This window comes from Planococcus chinensis (assembly GCF_020071995.1).
Lineage (GTDB): Bacteria > Bacillota > Bacilli > Bacillales_A > Planococcaceae > Planococcus > Planococcus chinensis_A.
On sequence record NZ_JABWTK010000006.1, the window covers coordinates 285,114 to 304,980 of the forward strand.

Sequence of the window (19,867 nt, forward strand, 5' to 3'; positions counted from 1 at the left end):
TGGATTTAAACCGTTTACTTCTTTCATATGAGCTATCCAACAAGTTTTAGCAGTATAACCATTCTCGTGCTTAATGAATGATTGTATTTCTTTGTATGTTGCCATTTGTTTTCTTCCCTTCATCTTTTAGATGACTTAACATGGTATTGATAATGGTAAATAGCAATCATGACTCCAACCATTAAAGGGGTTTTAATTGATTCTAAAAACCCAATTAAAAATTCCAAAAATGCAATCGACAATTGACTCAACTCCTTTTGTTTTTATATTTTTTATTTTCAACTAAAACTATTTAACTATTCAAAACTACATTTCAATAGTAACATATCCCTTATAACAGAAATTACCTTTTTATTTAAATAAATTATGAAATAAAACTTATAGGATGTGAAAACTAATTGAAATCAATAAAACCTAGTTCACTTAATTTGTTTAGCAGAAATAATAAAAAATATATTTATGATCCTATTAGACAAAAACTTGTATTTGAAACACCCGAAGAAGTAGTACGTCAAAAAACCATTCAATATTTAATCAATGAAAAAGAAGTTCCTGAAAATATGATTGAAGTAGAAGTTCCTATGTCTTATTTCTTACCGAACGCTAAAGGCCGAGCCGATATTATCGTCTATTCAATTAAAGGGGATACCATGATTCCTGTATTAATTATTGAATGTAAATCAATGAAAACTCCTTTAATTGATAACGTATATGACCAAGTATATAAATATGAAACCTTACTACAAGCAAATACCATAGCTGTTACTAATGGAAATGATTTCTTTGTAGAAACATGGGATGAACAGGAGGATCAATATTTCCCACTAAATGAGCTACCAAAATTTAAAGATTTAGTCGTTGCAAATAATTTCGAATTTGTTAAACCCAATGTTGTGCTTTATAAAAAGAGAAAGTTCGAAGATTTTAATTCAGAAGAAATTTCTAATTTTAAAGGGGGTTTCTTAGAGGGAATCAAAGATAAGAGTTTACAAAAATTTATTATTAATTTAAATGAATTATTTTGGGATGATACAGTTCTTATTCACTATGATGAATTATATGGAGTAAAATACATTCAAGATAATGGACTCAGATACACAAAGTTCAACAACGCTTCTGGCATCGGTTGGACCGGAGACTACAGGTCATTTATTGTAGAAGACAAAAAAGGAAGCCACCAGATTATCAGTTTAGCCATAATAGAAGGTTACATTATTGTCGCTATAGATAATGACAAGGTAAGCCATAACTCATTGCAATTATCTCTCCCTACCTATGCGAAATCGGATGAACAATCAGTAGAAATATTGCATACCGGCAGACTTACAGTAGGTAAAAGCGGAATGGCTAAATTTTCGGAAGTACTGGATTTCGTTGAAGAAAAAGAACCGAGATTACTTAATGCAGAAAGAAAAATACAGCTTGGCAATTTGGACAACACGGAACAACTTGAATGGGAAAATAAAGATGTAAAAGATTTCATTGGTCGTTTGGTTAAATATGCGTTAATTAGAGATGAGTTTAGAGAACAAAAGAAAAAGCAGCTGAAGAAAAGAAGAAAGAAAAAATAATTTTTGTATCTTTTATTATGAATATGAAGTAACACGTCTTCTTTTAAATTATAAAAAAATATAAACTAACTCTTCAAAAAACCGTAAAAATGAGAGCCTTATAAAATAGCAGCTCAAGCATTTATTTGCTTGAGCTGCTATTTATAAACATTGCTTATACCTTATTTCTACTCTTCCTCAAAATATTCCTCATTAACTTTCTTTATGACAAAGGTTTCTTCACGGCCTACTCCAATGTTGTATTCAAACATATATTCAGCAAGATCAGAGCCATCTATTAAAATGACTTTCTTGTCTATTTTTCTAACGTATTCCTTTGCTCCTTCTGAAAATGAAGAGGTGGTTATAAAAACTCCTTTACCAGCCTGCTGACCATACAAGCTACCAACAAATTTTTGCAGTTCTGGACGAGTTACCGTATTCTCCCAACGTTTCGCTTGTAAATAGATCATATCAAGTCCCAGAATATCTTCTTTGATAACACCGTCAATTCCTTCATCTCCAGAACGTCCAACAGCTTGGCCGGCATCTTTAATTGAGCCTCCATAGCCCATTGCTACTAACAATTCAACAACAAGTTTTTCAAAGAACAAAGATGTTCCACTTTTCACCTTGTCCAATAAATCACTTTTAGCTTCTTCTTTTAGGATTTTGTAATTCCGCTCAATTTCTTCCAGCGGAGTAATGTCTTCTAAGTTGGTCAAATCAGAAGGAATTTGCTGGTTATTATTGACGTTTTTAAATTCTCTAAAATCTTCATATTTCATTAAAAATGCATTATCTATTCGATTTATGTTTGGATTGTTCAATAAGTTTCTTCCTTCATCCGAAATAACATATATTCCACGTCGTACTGTTTTTAATAATCCAGCTTTATTTAAATACGTTCTGGTCCAGCCTATTCTATTATGTAATACTCTTTGTTTACCACTCAGAAGCAGCTCTTCTTTTTCTTCATTGGATAATTTAAATTCTTCAGCTAAACGACCGTAAACTTCTTTTAAGGAATGTTCTTTTCCGTCTTTTAATACTTCTAAAAAAGGATACATAAATTCTTGGAAACCTGGGATAGCCATATTAGCACCTCTTTCCTATTTACTAGAAAGTAATTTAGTAACTTCTATTTGTTAAACGAAATCAATTTTTCAAAGGAGTAATGCTATTTAAGCTCTCCCGAAATGTAATAAATCCTTTAAATCAGCTATCTCGCATACCGAATCATAACTTTTCTTACAAATTACTACAATACTTTTGTTGTTTTTTAGATTTCGGATAGTTTCCGAGTCCATTTGCCCTAAAAATTGTTCTTGAAATTCAATTAAATTATGGTTATATAGGATAAAAAACGAATGATTATACTGATATCTAGAAGCATATTGAAGAAGAGTCTTAAAATCTTTTTTTATTCCTTCGACATTTATTTTTCCTTTGACTTCAATTATTATTTCATTTCTATCAAAAGTTCCATACTCGTGGAAAACAAAATCGGGATTTTTCCAGTCTTCTGTTTCAATACCTGTATGTCCTCTTTTATCAATTTCTCCAGATAAAGCAAATCCACTTAACTCATGATTATTTTGCAAAAGGCGCATTTGATGGTAAAACTCGTAACAAAAAACTCTTTCTCTTACAATTTCATCATATGTCGTTAGAATCTTAAAATATTCCTTATCCACTTTATCTAATGCTTGAGTTAAAAAAGAGGTATATTTCTCCAGCTTAATTAATTTTTCATTAATACGTGTACCTTCATTATAATCTTCTCTCATTCGTTCTACCTTACCTTTACTTTTAGATAAGTAAAATTTAAAATGTGATTTTCGATTTCTCTATTTTCTTCTATTTGAAAAGGAGTAATTTCTCTAAGAGAAATTGGTCTAGTTCATTTTTAGCATGAGCCATAGACAACAAGACTATGGAATATAAAAATAATCCTAGTTCCAGTACATTAAGCAGTGGAGAAACAACTAGTTTGGTTTTTCTAAAGTGCTGCTCTTTTATAAAGATCTGCCAATCTAACAACATTCTTAATGAGATAACCATCCACTACATAAATATATGTCTGAGAATAAATGTCTTCGTAATCCTCTAAATAAGGAATACTTTCAGGCAAAGATGATGCTGCAAGAATAAACCTGTGTTCATCGTCGTTTTCGCTGACGAAATCGATGAGTCCAAGAGCGGGCTGTTTACGAACTCTCCGACCTGCTGCCTCTTCGTGTAATGCTACTATTGTTTCTACATCCTCTGGAAACACACGCCATGTATCTGAGTCTTTCACAGCTAGCTCGGCAATAACATCTATTTTTTGAAGACTTATTGCGCCTTCACGACGGACTTGTTCGAGCCGTTCTTCTTTCCGTTCAATTTGTTCTCTTATGTTACTTTCATACTTATTAATGTTTGCACTGTTTCTGGCCCAATCGTTTTCAGATTTAAATGCTTCTAAACGGTTTTTAAGCGATTGGATACGCGCGTCAAACGCTTGAATAAGTTGTTCCTCTTTTTGGAGTGCCATCCATTCTCGTTGTCTTCGTGCTTCTTTTTGAGCTAGGATTGCTGCTTTTTTGGCTTCCAAAAGCACTTTCCCCTCTAAAGATGGCCGTTCAATAAACGAAGCTTCGGTACTATAAAGCCAGTGCGGGGAAAGCTCCACTACTTGCCCATTAGTTCGCAACCCTACAATTTTCAACTGATTTGATACGATACGGTCGTTTCCATCTCGCAATCGGTAAGTAAATAGGACAACTTGCAGCTCTTCAGGTGCTGGCAAAGTTGCTTCATATGTTGTAAGTTTCGTCTCTAATCGTTTTTCCTCAGCTTCTGTAATCAAAAGTTTTACTAATGGATGACCTGCAGTTACTAATGCAACTTCAGAAGTAGAACGATTCCTATCGGTAGTTATGAGCCACTCTTCTCTCTTCGGCATATGCAGCCCCAAAGCTCTGGCTTTCTGCATAACGTGTTTCGGTATATAACTTACTCTTAATACATTTTTAGTTCGCTCCGTCGGAGACATTTTTTCTCTTTCCAGTTCTCGACGTAAAAATGTATTATAAGCACGAGAAGGAAGGGCACGTAATTGAACATCATTAAATGAACGACGAACACCTGGCAAGTCAACTGTATCAGCTATGCTCTCTCTTTTCGCTAGCTCTATTAATTCCGCGTGTTCTTCGGAAAGTACTTTTTCCATTCGTGCAATTACCTGATCCAATTGTTCTCGATTTTCAATGGAAGCAATCATTAAGTCATCTAAACTTAAATCTTGTTGCTCAAGTACTTCCCCTAAGAAATCGTATACTAAATCATTCCCTAAATCCTCACGCATGGTTTCTAATTTAGTTAGGAGTCGTTCAAATACTCTACCCTCACGAGTATTAATCGCTACTAAATTAAAAACGAAAACTTCATTTTTTTGCCCGATTCGGTGGATTCGTCCCATCCGTTGCTCTAATTTATTTGGGTTCCATGGGATATCATAGTTAATCATTTGGTTGCAGAATTGGAGGTTGATCGACTCTCCCCCTGCATCTGTCGCAATCATTACTGGTATTTCTGCCCGGAAACGTTCAACAGACTCAATCCGCTCTTCCATGTTCATGGAGCCTTCAATTATAGCGATATGTCCAATGCGTTCAGTTAATCTTCGTTCTAAATAACGCAGTGTATCTTTTGCTTCTGTGAAGATCAGCAACTTTTCTCCATTCGCCAGCAGTCCATTTGGTCCAAACAACGTTCGTTCTAATTCAGCGAATTTGTGTTCAATATCGTCTTCTCGGATACTTTCAACAAGTTGAATAAGATGAGATAACTGATCAATCTCAATTTGGAGTTCTACTGTATTATATTCAACTAAAGCACCTAAAGATTCTTCTTCGAATGCTTCCAGTTCTTCATTGGTTAGTTCATCTGGCTCTTCGAAACTACGTTCGAGACGTTGCTGTTCTTGGATGGCAATCGAAGAAAGTTTATCCCTGCGGCGAACCAGAGACAAGTAGATCGCTTCGATTGAAGACGAGAGACGGCGCTGTAATAACATCATGGCAAAGCTTGTGGAACGATTGCCTTCTTGTTTTGCACGGTTAAAATGCTCAGTTACATAATTCGTTACTGCTTCATAAAGTTCTAATTCACGTTCGGATAGATCGAATGTCAATGTTTTAGTTGTACGCTTTGGAAACAATGGGGTTCCATCGAATTGCACCATGGATTCTTTTAACCTACGAATGACGAATGGCCTTGCTGACTCATGTAATCGTCGCTGATTGATATCAGGGTTGAACATATCTGGATCTAGTAAGCTAAGCAAGTGCCGGTAATTCTCTCTATCTCCTTTATGGGGAGTCGCAGTAAGTAACAGAAGATGCTCTGTTACCTCCGCAATTTCTTCTCCAAGCCGGTACATCTTTGTTTTCCGTACCTGCTTCCCTTTCCGATTCTTGGTACTATATGCTGCCATTTTATGCGCTTCATCTATTATTACTAAATCATAATTAGCTGCAACAATTTTTGCCTTGATGTCCTCCCGCATTCCCCAGTATAGTGAACATAAAACTTTATCATGGCGTTCAAATGGATTTTCATTCGATGTAGCATACACCGCACGATTTATAATCGTAAAAGTCTCACCAAATTTTGACTCAAGTTCCGCTTGCCACTGAGTTAAGACAAGCGGGGGTACTAAAATAAGAACACGCTGCGAAGCTGATCGAGCCATCATTTCACTGATCAACATACCGCTCATAATTGTTTTCCCAGCACCTGGATCATCAGCTAATAAATAACGGACTGTTGGTGTCTTCATCATTCGAGAATACACAGCTTCAATTTGATGCGGGAGGGGCAATACGTTTTGATTTCCTCGTGCTTGGTTTTCAGCAAAAGACATATCTTGTTTGACAAGATGGTATTGAATCATTTCAGCTACTTCATGACTCTCAAGCATTTGTTTTGTAATAGTAGAAGTTTCTAACTGTGTCAATTCTTCAGTAAGTACATAATCTTGATAAAATCTTTTGGATTTACGTCCCTGCAATTCTGCTAAATAGCCAATACCTGGTTCTTCTATGAAACTAATTACTTCAACTGGCTCTGCCCATTTAGGTCCGCGAATAATTGTTCCTCGTTTAAACATCGTAACGCCTACCTTAGAATTTTATTTCTTTCAGAATTATATTTAGTTTCTGGTAATTGACTTTTACCCCATCGTCCAAATCAATCGGAATTTCTTTACGTGCCAATTGATTCAGCTTGTCCTGAAAAGTTTCCAGTTCAATTCGCCGATTTTGATATACCTCCAGCTTTTTCGTTAACTCTTTTTTGACAACTGGAGTAACCTCTCCATTCTCAAATTCCTCAAGCGTAACCCGCTCTAAATTCCGCCATTGACTTAGCAACGGAACAAAATGATTCTGCATGGCAAGACCTAACGTATATGGCGTATAGCGATGAAGATACATTAACGATTGCATTCCTTTATGTTTCCCGCTATCAATCAACCAGTATATCGGCCGCTTTTTATATAACTGGATATGATCCTTAATAAAATCTGTCATAAAGTATCTGCGTATCGCTTGTTCTACTGTTTCCCGAGGTTTTTTCCCTAATGCCTCCGCAATAAAGGAAAGATTCCCTTGTAAGGATTCTTCTCCATAAAGTATTGATAAGAATTTTTGTAACTGTTTATAGACATCTTGTTCATCAGGCAATACCTGCTCGTCGGTAAAGGTAAGAATGCCCTCTTTGACAGGTTGGTAGGTTGCATACTCTAACTGTTTCAGATTATTTCTTGCGTAAGATATGCTTTCTTCATCTAGAGAATACCGACCAAATGTGCAACCAATGAAGTATGAAAGAAAGGAACGAATATATTTATCTTTTTCCAACAAACGTAAGGTGATTTCCTTGTTATTCACTTCGATATCATGAATAATTTTTTCTAATCCGTATATAGCTGTTAAGACGACGTTATTTTCCTTTTCTAGCAATATAGTTTTTTGAATATCTTCTTCTTTAAGATAAGTATATTTTAAATAACTTTCTTTCAAATTGTTGTTGTTTTTGTAGATGCTTGGATCATATTCCCAACTTCTCTCTGATTCATCCCAATCCTTTTTGCTTTTTTCAATTAAAGCTTCTGCGTTTTGTATTAATTTATCTAAACTCGAATCATCTATAGCAGGGATAGGAATGTTTTTAATTTGTCCAACCTCATGATGTAAAGTTTGACTTGAAGTTTTGAGAATAGTATTTACTGGTTTAGATGCAAGAAGTGCTAATATTTTTTTTAACTCCCTGTCAGAATTCAAAAAAACAGCAGAGCCAGTATGTCCAAATAAGCATCCCGGTGGTAAATATCTAACTCCAAAGTAAGCAGAACTAATATCTGACCATGTAACTCCTTGTCTAAACATGTAACTCGGATTACGAATAACCGATTTTTTAAATCCCTTTATCTCTTCACCGTCATTTTCCCAGTTAATCACATGTTCAATATTTCCGTACCATTTTTTAAATTCGCCACCCTTATTAAAAGGAAACCATTTCTTTCTACTGCTCTTTGCTTCTTTTGCACTTTTCATCCCAAAACCAATTTTCGAGTAATCAACTTCCCACCAATACCGCAAAAAACGGTTATTATCTGCAGTAGCAAGCCCTTGTCGTACATCAGCAAGGTCATTAAGGGATGGATTATTCTTAAAGGCTGCGTGAATTGATTCATCTGCCCAATAAGCAATAGGTGAACCAGGAATTTTCATAAAATCCGAGATTTTTGGTGTATAGATGATACTTTTTTCTCTCTGTAACATTTCTATTTCTTTGTTTATCGCATTTGATGCTTCCACAAGTCGAATATAAAGTCCGTTATAATTCGGTTCTTTTATTTCTCGCGAGACATACGCTGTACTTTGTACCACTTCTCCGCCAATATCCTCAAATGTACGTGTACCTAAATGCAACATAGAATTAATTACAGATTCATTCAAGATTCTCTTACGTAATTTTTCATATGTTGTTAAAAACATCCAAGAATGCTGATTAATAGTTGCATTAAATCCTTTTTCTTTTGTAAAATCTGAAATTCTTTCCATAAACATTGCAAAAAGGTCTGCTTTAGAAATCGGATACCATTTCTTAGCAAAATCACCTAATTTATAATTCATTGTAGAATTACTCATATATGGAGGGTTTGTAATAACTACGTCATACTGACTAGTTAACAGTTGATGTTGCTGAATTAATTTTCTTATAATTTGATTTTCTTGAGATTGACCGTTCATTATATTAAATATTTCTAATTGATCAGTTTCAACTTTTTTTAACATATCTTCTAGTAATCCTATATTAATAGAGGCCGGTTGCAATAATGAGCCATATTCACGTGCATCAACATACTCCTCAAGTAAAAATTTAACTTCCTTCAAAGTAGCTGAATCATTACTAAAAGCTAGCTCTACAAATGCTAAATCGATTCCATTAGATTCTTGAATAGCTATGATGTTAGGTTCTACTGGATTGCGCCAAACTACTCGCCCTGCGCTTTCGACAGCCTTCATCATTAATGTAAAGTAAGCAAGTTGCGCTGCACGTGTGTCTATATCAATCCCATATAAGTTATGTGTTAGTATTAATTTTGGTATCTCTCGCTTTGTATATCCTCTTTCTAAATACATTTCAAACAAGAGATCATAGGCATAAGATAAAATATGTCCCGAACCACAGGCTGGGTCAAGAACTGTAATTGATTCCAATTCAGTATTTTTATAGCTAATCTCATTTAAGTGTCTTTGCACTTCAGGACTCTGCTCAGCTGGTTCTACAAAATAATTCCATTGAGATGCTAATGCAGTGTTCTCTTCAGCTTCCAGCCAGAGTTGACCTAGAGAATTTTCAACTAAATACTTTACAATCCACTTAGGAGTGAAAAGTTGTGTGCGAGCTGGTAGTTCCTCTTTCGATGTTTTTTTCTTTTTCATTACGATGCTTTTCAAGTCAGCAATATAGTATTGGTACATCCAACCAATTGATTCTACTCCGTCTTTAAAACTTTCAGTTAATCCTTCTTCAGAGAGAATTCGATCAATTACCCCATTTGGTTCCAGCATTTTGTCTGGCAAGACGAGTTCTGTCCAATCCTGTAATGGTTCAAATAAGAATGGCATTACTTCGCCTAATTTATTTGCTGATGCTAAAAATAATTTACGATAAGCTTCCTCTTCTTCGTTATTTATCTTTAACTCTTCAATTTCTTTTCCGTTAACATTCAAGTGATTATAATTATCCATTATTTCTGGTCTGCGAGTAATCGGATCTCGTTCAATGATTTTCACATAATCCGGCAAAACACCATTCACTTCCATGTATCGAATGGCCATAAATCGGTTAAACCACGTATAAGCTAACTCCTCTACTAACTGATCATAACCGACTTTTTTATACTCATTGTATAATCCTTGAAAAGATCTGAGTGATGAATCCGGATACCGATTCTGATTTACAATAAGAGTGCTTCCTTCTTTTGATAACCATTCATCAAACTGTGGTACTGATTCCGAATTCAGCCCAAAGTTATCCAACCTTTTTTCAACTGCAGCCCGCAGATAAATCCTTTCAGTTGGCGCAAATCTTGATAATGTTTTTTTATCCACTTTTATATCTCTCCTATGCAACAAAGAAGATTGAATATATAATTCAACCTTCCCTTTACTGTTTCTCATTTTCTATAACTTTTAAAACTTGATACTTATAAGAATATCCTCAAGCATTTGGTAATTTTCTTTAACCCCATCGTCCAAATCAATCGGAATTTCTTTACGTGCCAATTGATTCAGCTTGTCCTGAAAAGTTTCCAGTTCAATTCTCCGATTTTGATATACCTCCAGCTTTTTCGTTAACTCTTTTTTGACAACTGGAGTAACCTCTCCATTCTCAAATTCCTCAAGCGTAACCCGCTCTAAATTCCGCCATTGACTTAGCAACGGAACAAAATGATTCTGCATGGCAAGACCTAACGTATACGGCGTATAGCGATGAAGATACATTAACGATTGCATTCCTTTATGTTTCCCGCTATCAATCAACCAGTATATCGGCCGCTTTTTATATAACTGGATATGATCCTTAATAAAATCTGTCATAAAGTATCTGCGTATCGCTTGTTCTACTGTTTCCCGAGGTTTTTTCCCTAATGCCTCCGCAATAAAGGAAAGATTGTCTTGTAAAGTTTCTTCTCCATAAAGTATTGATAAGAATTTTTGTAACTGTTTATAGACATCTTGTTCATCAGGCAATACCTGCTCGTCGGTAAAGGTAAGAATGCCATCTTTTACTGGTTGGTATAATGAATAATTTGATTCTCTCCATTCACCTCCCGCATAAACGATTCCTTTTTTAGCTAACGAAAAACGTCCAAGCGTGCATCCTATAAAGTAAGACAAAAATTCTTTATTTATTTGTAAAGATGATAACGGACGAATTGTTTTTTCAACTAGCTTTTGTTTGTTAATATTTTCCTCTATGCCAATGTTAAATAAACCACTTACTTTTTCATTTAAAATTGTTTCTTTTGTTAACATTTCATTTATCCACTCAGAAATCTGTGTCTGATTTAAAACAACATATTCTTTAATATTAAATTCATTTTCATGTAACTTTCCTAAAAAGTCATAAGAAGTTTCCTTTGAATCCCATTCTTGCTTAGCTATACGGATTAAGTCATTAGTTATTATTTTAGAATCTTCATCAGGCATTGTATAAGGCAGCCGCTTTAAAATGCCCGCATCAAAATTAATAGTAGAAGACAAGTTTTGGATTAACCCCCAAATTGTATCTGAATTTAATAAACCAATAATACCTGTTGTTTTCTCCATTGAGTTAGAAAAGACAGTCATTCCAGCATTACTAAATAGAACTCCCTTGGGTTGGTATCTTACAGCTAACCTACTTGATGAGATAGCAGACCAAGTAGCTCCATCTCTGAACATAAAATTTAAGTTCTTAAGTGTTCTGGTATAATTTTTGTATTTTGCTGTTGCAAATTCTTTAATTTCTTTACCGTCATTCTCCCAATTAATAACATACTCCATATTCCCATACCATTTTCTAAATTCCCCTCCCTTATTGAAAGGGAACCACTTTTTTCTACTATTTTTTGCTTCTATTGCATTTTCCATTTGGAAACCAATTTTCGAGTAATCAACTTCCCACCAAAAACGTAAGAATCGTTCATTATCAGAGGTTTGTAATCCTACCCGTACATCAGCTACCTCATCTAAAGATGGATAATTCTTAAAAGCTGCGTAGATTGATTCGTCAGCCCAGTAAGCAATAGGTGCTCCTGGAATATTGTTGAAATTTTTACTATTTACTCGATAACGATATGAAACCGCGTTATTTATTACTGCTTCTCTCAAGAAATTTCCTTGATCTCCTCTAAGTTCTGAGAGTCGGATATATTCCCCAACTGGATCTTTGTCTTGTTTTTGAATAACAAAAGTACAAATTGGAACCGTCGCTTCTTCAAAAGCCGAATACTCTAATTGAACAAGACTAGAGAAAGAGAACTTACTAACGATATGACGACGCAACTTCTCATGACTAGATATAAACATCCACGTAAATGGTGTCATCATCCCTATGTATCCGTTTTTTGTGGCCATTTCCAGACAGCGAGCTATGAAAGAAGAGTACAAGTCGGATTTGAAATCGTTAAATTCCTCCGTTAAAAATGTTTTCAAAGAAGGATTAAACTTATTGTGGTACGGTGGATTCGTTACTACGATTTGATACTGATCAGCTAGTAGTTTCGCTTGACGTAGGACTGGTATAAGTTTGGAAATTGCAGATTGCTTTAAAGCTTCTTCATACAAATCAGCAATTTGTTGTTCTTTCAATGACTCAAGTAATTCTAAAAGAGAGGTATAGTCAATATTCGCAGGTCTAATCAATGAACCAAACTGCTTGGCATTCTCGAACTTAATAATTAACTCTTGCAAAACATCTATTTTTTTTTCATATTGAGCAAACCATTTCCATTCTTCTTCTGTTAAAGGTACAGAATCACGAATTTCGAGCACGTTACCTACTTTAGAAGTTACTTGGCGCAAGAAACGCTTATTTGTTTCTGCTGCTTTCATGTAAAGAGTAAAGTTCGCAATTTGGGCTGCCCGCCAATCAATATCACAGCCAAATAAATTGTTCTTTAGGATCAAAGATCCGATCTCTGAGCGACGATACCCTTGTTCTAAATACATTTCATAGAAATGCTCGAACGCTGCAACGAGTATATGTCCTGATCCACACGCGGGATCAATGAATTTGATTTGCTCTAAGTTATCTTGAAATTCAGGTAAAAGCTTTTTAGAGTTTTCATGCTTTAAGTAGTATGGCCATTGAGTTGATAAGTCGTTCTGTGGTTGCCACTCATCATATAGTTTTCCAACCGTATTTTCTGTCATATAATCGACAATCCAACGAGGCGTGAACAATTGAGTGACGACAGGCAAATCTTCTTTTTTAACTGCATTGTTACGTAACCCGCCAACTTGTTTCTTTTTTTCACTCATATAAAACTGATATAACCAACCGATGGATTCAACGCCAGCCTCAAAACTCTGAGACAGTCCTTCTTCTTCAAGAATTCTATCGACTATGCCACCAGGTGTTAAAATATTTTCAGGCATTCCTATCTCTGTCCAATCTTGATCGGCAGGAAACAAAAATGGCATGGAAACGCTCAATTGTTTTAAAGAGGCAATAAATAAAATACGGTATGCCTCTTCCTCTTCGTTGGCTATCTTTAATTCTTCAATTTCTGCTCCATCAACTTTCAAATGGGTATAGTTATCCATAATTTCTGGTCTACGTGTTATAGGATCACGTTCGATAATTTTCACATAATCCGGCAAGACACTATTCACTTCCATGTATCGAATCGCCATGAATCGGTTAAACCACGTATAAGCTAATTCCTCCACTAAATGATCATATCCAACTTTCTTGAGTTCATTAAAGAGCTCTTGAAAAGCTTGATAATTAGATCTTGGGTAAGCTTTTTTGTTCACTATAATTGCTTCCCCTTCTTCCTTTAGCCATTTACTAAATAGAGAAGGTTGATCACCGGTCAATCCAAGGCTCGCTAGCCTTTTTTCAACAGCAGCGCGTAAAGAATTTCGTTCTGCGGGTGCAAATCGTTCTAATGCTTTTTTATTCATGACTCATTTCTCCCTTGAACATTCATTGCGTACGAATACGTTTGGTATCTTGTCCAACCTGCATCTGTGAGCGTTTCTAAAATCAGTTCGACATCTGTATAAGCTGGATAAGTTGCTTCAAAAAGTTTCAACTCAGCAATTTGTTCAAACAATCTTCTTTCTGTCGCTTGAAAATCGAAGCGTATTTGGTTTGAAATTCTGCGGCCTTGCCATTCTAAACTGAGTCTTATTGGTCGACCTCTCATATCAGAAGAAACTGCTTCCGTTTGATAAAGAACAAAACGCGGTGTCATGGTTGTAATCAGTTGAAGAGATTGTTGTACCCTGACTTCTACCGCTCGGATGGCTTGTTGTGCTTCTATAATGACAACGGGAACGATCCGTTCTTGAGCAGAAACGCTTCCGTGCATAAAACGTGATCCGCTTCCTTTTCGAAAACGATTTAACCCTGTAGCAACAAGACACTTATTATTTAAAGGTGAATGTGTTGAAGGCAGCTCTATAGCACCAAATTCAATCCCTGGAGAAACATATGGATCATAAATTAGAAATCTCGTATTTCCTTCAACAGCCATTTCTCGTTCTGCCACTACTTTCGTATAGACTTCTGCTACTTCATCTACATAGAGATAGCCATGGTCTGCTGTTATAACAATTCGCTTTGCTTCCATTGCCTGTAATGATTTGACTAATCGCTCTAGCTCCTCTAATGCTTGATTTGTTGCGGAAAAGGCAAGTCGTTCTGTTTCCATTTTATCTCCCGACGCATCGATTACATTGTGATATAAATAAACTACTTCGAACCCTCGGACGGCTTCACGTCGTTCACTTACTTTCATTGTAACGAAATCATTTACTTTAAATGCTTTTGAAGGAGCAACACGATTTAGAATTTTTTCCCGATTAATTAATCCTTGTGTAGAATAACCGTCTATTTCAATTACTTTTTGGTTAAAGGTGAGCTCACCTTGTTGCGGCAAAAGACTCGCCATTCCTAATTGAGTGTAAGTTGGAGCGGAAGCTACCATTGCTTCCGTTGAAACTGCCATGCCAAATTTTTCTTCAAGCCGAGCAGCTAATTCTACTCCTGCTTCATATCGAAGCGCATCTGAAATGATAACGTACTGCTTCGCTTTTGACTGGAGGCGTGGCAAATGGACATATCGCTGATAGAAATCTAGTTGGTTTGTCAAACTAGGTGCAGGACCATTCAATAAGTGTGTTGCTTGTTCAGTTCGGTATTGTAGAAATTCATGTTCATACCGGAATCGTTCCAGCTCAAGCAATTGTTCAAAAGGTTCAAACCCTTGCTTCGTCGCCATGAAATTCAATTGGCGATGCAATTGATCAATGCGATACTCTTGGTCAATATAAGTTTGATATAAATCTGTTAAATTTTCTGGCTCTATTTTTATTGTTGGTAAACAACGTCGATATTCTTGTATTAAGGAAACGTATGTGTGTAAAAGCGCATATCTCTCTCTGATATCATCAAAAAGTTGAGCTGAAGTAGTTAACTGCCGAGCCTCAATAAAAGGCAACCAGGTAACAATGCTCTCATCATCACTTGAATCCTCCAGAATTCGTTCAATCAACAAATCATCAGCTTTCTTAAAGCTTTGATAAGTCCCTAGGTCGATTCGAGAAAGTTTTGCTAGCTGCTTATCAATTTCGGTTTTTCGTCCCCATTCGTCCGTCCATTCCGTCCACTGATTTCGAATTTCTTCTTTTTGTAATAGCTCTTCATAAAGTGCAGCTAATTGATTCGTTCTAGCTGTTTGGTATGACTGAAGTACTTGAAATGGGAATACACTATCCCGTAGTACTACACTGGCAATAACGATATCAATTAATTGAGGAAGTAGCTCTTGATCCTTCTGAAAATCATGCTTTAAATACTGCTCCAATTCTTGTAGTAATGCTTCATCTAAATCGAGGGAAAGTAATTCTCTCGGGAATACTAAGTCATGTTTACTGAGTAATGATTTAATAAAGGAAAGTGGTGACGGCTCACAGTTAAGAATCGAAGCAATTAACAATTTCACAGATAGAGGTTCATTGTATTGATTCATTAATTTTTCAAGACGATTTTTTCGTTTTGTGGCCTTGAAAAATTTCGGATATATAGCGATTAATTGGCGCAACTTCATTTCATCTACTTTTAGCTCTTGTGCGAACTCCATAACGTTATCCGTATGAAAGGTCACAGACATTCCTAAAAGAGAGCTTAGGGCATCGCTCTCTTTTGCTGATAATAAAGAAGGAGAATAGAGCAAAAAAGAAGTCGAGAGTTTCTGCCGTTCTACTTGCCTCTTCAATTGAAAAATGTTCTTCTCCTCAAGAAATAAAACTTCGCAAATTCCATTCATTGCTTCAGCTAATGCTTCCTTTGACCATTCCCCATCAGTATCAATCCACGTGACAAGCGCACGTCCTTTATCCGATTTCTCACGCTCGATTAAATTGTGCAGTCGTTGTAATAATTGGTCCATAGCATTCACTCCTACGTATTCAACGCAAATCATTCATATTTCCTTATTCCAAGACCATTTACAATTTTTAATGTTGCCTTAAAATTGTTCCTTGGTTTAGCTTTTTCAATAAATCTTCTTTAAGTTGGAGAACAGCAGTTTCAATATCTTCTACTGTTTCCAGTTTATTGCTTTGTTTAAAAAGAGCATTCATTGCTTCTTTTGCATGGTACGTCACAACTTTTGTTTCAGTATCGTCTTCAATTGTCTTTTGCAACAAACTGTTTAATTCATTCTGGACGTGAGGAAAGACATCATGAATCTTATTTAGCAAACTATCAAGAACTGCTCGCTCTCTTGCGTTGCTAACTTGTTCTTCTAAATTCTGAAGCACTTCTTTCGCACGTTTGATAACTTCCTTTTCCTCTTCTGTTTTCACAATTAAATCATTAATTTTTTGTTCACTTTGCCGAATAACAACTATAGCTTGGGCCCGTTCTTTTTCAACCTTCTCTTTCCAGAAAGCTTCTAATTCATTTCTTAGATTTTGCATTTTAGAAATTTTATTACCCGGAAGCTGGTTTTGATTCATTAATTGTTTAAATTGTTGAGCAGTGCTCTTCATCTGACTATTTTCTATAAGAGCACGTTCAATTTCAGATTGGTGAATTTGCTGGAACGCTATAAGCTCTTGATATTCTTTATATTGTTTGCTGGAATAGAATTGTGAAAGATCATCTAAAATCTCTCCTACCTCTTCAAACTTTTCAGCTCCATATTTATTGAACCATTCAAACTTAGCTTCTTCGCTGGACTGACGCTTATATTCCGCTATTACTTCCAAAGCGTTTTGCAAATCAGAATTACCAGGTTTAGTTTTCAAAGCTGACATTTTGATTTCAATATCTTTCAGTTTGCTTTCAAAATTATTGCCTATTAATTCATTTACTTGCTGCACAAGTGCCTCAACTGTATCTCCTGAAACATCCTCATTGTAATCAAAAGCCCGCCGTATTTTAATTTTAAATAAATTTAGTGCTTCTGTATTTAATACAGATACAAGTTCGATTAATATTTTGTTTCGTTCTGATCGCTTATCCATTAATTCAAATAAACGGTCACTCCCATGATTTAGAGCTTGTCCTTGGTATTTGAACTTGATTGTTTGGTCACCATATAAGGCAAGCAACACAGCAATGACATCACGTTCTTCCCATCCATAAGGAGCAACAGTATAACGTTCAACCATTGCTTCTACGGTAACAACTTCTGTCTTGAGTTTTGCAGAAATAAATGTCGACATATCGTGCCGGGCAGATAGAGAAAAATCTGTCAACTCGTCCCAATCATTATTAGCTAGCTTTATCCACTGTTCTCGATAAGTTTTAAAGGGCAGAGAATCAACTAAATTCATTTTTGTATATGTTTTTGTTATTAATGTCTTATAGGCATCTTGCAATCGCCCTTCAATACTGCCTGTCGTTGTTTGCCTTTCATCATTTACAAAAAAATCTGCTACCTTAACTGCTTCGGTCAGGCGTTCAACTGCTTCTCGCTCATATTCACTAGCTTCTATTTTTTTCTTTTCAACTACTGCGTTATTGTATTCTGCGCCTTGGTTTGCTTTAGCTGTACGGACATACATATCCCGCTGAATTTTTCTTCTAAATAGTTCATATACAGAATCATAAGATGCATCATGAATACGAATCCGAACTGTCCGTTCATCTCCTGATACTAGCGCATTATCTCGAGTTTCTACATTAATTCTTAGATACTCTTGCTTTCCTTCTCGGTGATTATTATAGTTTGCTTCAAAACGAGTGGTTCTTCCTCCTAGTGTTACTTGTCTTGTAGTTAGAGGAATTATTTCGCTAAATAGTTTAGTCTGAATCAACTGTTCAACTGAATTTTCATCAACGGTAATTCGACGAATTTCATCATTTGCTTTTCGTTCATCGCTCGTTAAAAACTCGTACATATTATTAATCTTTTTTGAAACAAAAAGGTGCTTCGTGAGCCGCTGAAGCGATTCTTCTACAGCTTCAGTTGTTCGGCTTAGACTCCCTTGGACATCTGGAATTAGAGCAACTGCGAGATTATCGATTTCTGCTGTAAGTGTCGTATTCTCGAGTCCGCGTAAAAAGTAAAGAATATGTAGAACTCCTAAATCCATCGCTTGTAATTTTCCTTCTCTTTCTAAGTCTCGTGCTTGTACCATCGTGTTAACAATTATCGGATCTAATTGTTGTTCAATCGATGGATAAAACTCTGCAAGGGTAACTAAATTACCAATCATTTCGTTCTTGTCTTGCAAAATTGCTTGCTGTGCAGCAGCAATGATTGTCCGTTCACCTTGAGAAGTACTTGAACCACCTTCTCCTAAATCACGAATTTTTTCAAAAATCCGTTGAAGCATCGGTATTTCATAAGGAACTAGCGGGTACATTGAAACAAATTGATCTTCATCTTTATAACCATTCGGCAGACGTGTAGTTCCTGGTTTAAAAGACAAAGTTGTTTGCAATAAGTCTCTTTGCTTTCGGTACAGATCTCGCAGTTCTATTTCCGCTTCCGGCGTCTTTTGAAGAAGTCGCTTCTTAATAACTTCATCCGTATTGCTACTAGTTAAACTAATCCTTGTTTCAAATCGTGCTTGAATTTTTGAGTAATCATCTTCTTGTCCATTTTTCGTTACGTCATTTAAACTTTTTTGTGAAGTTACAACTACCCAAACATATCCCAGTCCAATTGAACCTAATCGCTCAACGATGGTCTGAAGCTCTAAAATCAATTTAGAATCGTTTCCAATATACTGACTAATTTCGTCAATTAGAAAAACTAGACGATACCCCTCATGCTGCGAACGTGCATAATTGGCTATTAAACTTGCGATATCATCAACTGTAAGATCCAACTCACTATTAAAAAGGATTCTACCGTCTGTATCCGTGTATCCGATTGCCGCTAAGGCTTTATTAACTTTAGAAGCGTTTAATAAGACACGTTCGCGGCTATCTTCCCAAGACTTTCCGGCAATCTGTGAGTACTGATTTTTAAACTCTTCATACTTCTTTTCAGCCATCAAAAGATGTTCACCGCGTGCGATTCGAGAATATTTAGAAAGACCGATCATGACATTAAATTGGTTATATAATATTTCAGCAATTCCTAATTTACTTCCTTGTCTTGTTGAAGACTGAGCCGAAATATTAAATGTTACAGTTTGGTTATGTATAGTTGAAGCTTTAGTCATTAATTCGATTAACTCTTGATCAGTAGTTTTTTCTTTTAAGAAATCTATGGGAGTTTTTGAGATCTCATTTAATGTTACTCGCTGGTTATCTAACAAATAACTAATAATTTTCATGTAATGGGATTTACCTGATCCAAAAAAACCAGAAATCCATACAGAGGTATTCTGGCTAGGTTTTGTGAGTGTATTAATAAAATTCTGATAAAACACTTTTAACTGAGTTTCACCTTCTTCAGTTAAAACAAATTCATCTAGTTCAGTAAAACGAATTTCTTCACTATGCTGTTCTGCTTGAATGACCGCTTCGATCTTACGGTCGATATTTTTTTTAAATAAATTTTTAATCTGCATGGG

At 35.7% G+C, this 19,867-nt stretch carries 8 protein-coding genes; 1 reads left to right on the forward strand and 7 read right to left on the reverse strand.

The genetic code is table 11. The features are described 5' to 3' along the window. Positions 1-398 precede the first annotated feature (398 nt). A complete protein-coding gene (locus HU147_RS12325) occupies positions 399-1,571 on the forward strand; it encodes a type I restriction enzyme HsdR N-terminal domain-containing protein (protein WP_224076515.1) in 1,173 nt (390 codons plus the stop codon). 167 nt (positions 1,572-1,738) lie between these two features. On the opposite strand, the gene HU147_RS12330 is transcribed toward HU147_RS12325, so the two are convergent. From HU147_RS12330 to brxC, 7 genes are all read right to left on the reverse strand, one after another. Next, positions 1,739-2,647, reverse strand: a complete 909-nt coding sequence (locus tag HU147_RS12330) for a restriction endonuclease (RefSeq protein ID WP_224076516.1) — start codon at positions 2,645-2,647, stop codon at positions 1,739-1,741. Positions 2,648-2,734: 87 nt separating this feature from the next. Further along, on the reverse strand, positions 2,735-3,340 hold the full coding sequence (locus tag HU147_RS12335; protein WP_224076517.1) for a hypothetical protein: 606 nt from the start codon (positions 3,338-3,340) through the stop codon (positions 2,735-2,737). A gap of 212 nt (positions 3,341-3,552) precedes the next feature. Next, a complete protein-coding gene (locus tag HU147_RS12340) occupies positions 3,553-6,708 on the reverse strand; it encodes a DEAD/DEAH box helicase (protein WP_224076518.1) in 3,156 nt (1,051 codons plus the stop codon). Positions 6,709-6,721: 13 nt separating this feature from the next. Beyond that, positions 6,722-10,222, reverse strand: a complete 3,501-nt coding sequence (gene pglX, locus HU147_RS12345; RefSeq protein ID WP_224076519.1) for a BREX-1 system adenine-specific DNA-methyltransferase PglX — start codon at positions 10,220-10,222, stop codon at positions 6,722-6,724. An 81-nt stretch (positions 10,223-10,303) separates the two neighbouring features. Continuing rightward, on the reverse strand, positions 10,304-13,786 hold the full coding sequence (gene pglX / locus HU147_RS12350; protein WP_224076520.1) for a BREX-1 system adenine-specific DNA-methyltransferase PglX: 3,483 nt from the start codon (positions 13,784-13,786) through the stop codon (positions 10,304-10,306). Next, entirely contained in the window at positions 13,783-16,278 is a 2,496-nt protein-coding gene (gene pglZ, locus HU147_RS12355) for a BREX-1 system phosphatase PglZ type A (protein WP_224076521.1), read from the reverse strand. Before pglZ ends, pglX (HU147_RS12350) begins: the two co-directional genes overlap by 4 nt. A 67-nt stretch (positions 16,279-16,345) precedes the next feature. Next, a complete protein-coding gene (gene brxC / locus HU147_RS12360) occupies positions 16,346-19,864 on the reverse strand; it encodes a BREX system P-loop protein BrxC (RefSeq protein WP_224076522.1) in 3,519 nt (1,172 codons plus the stop codon). Positions 19,865-19,867 lie beyond the last annotated feature (3 nt).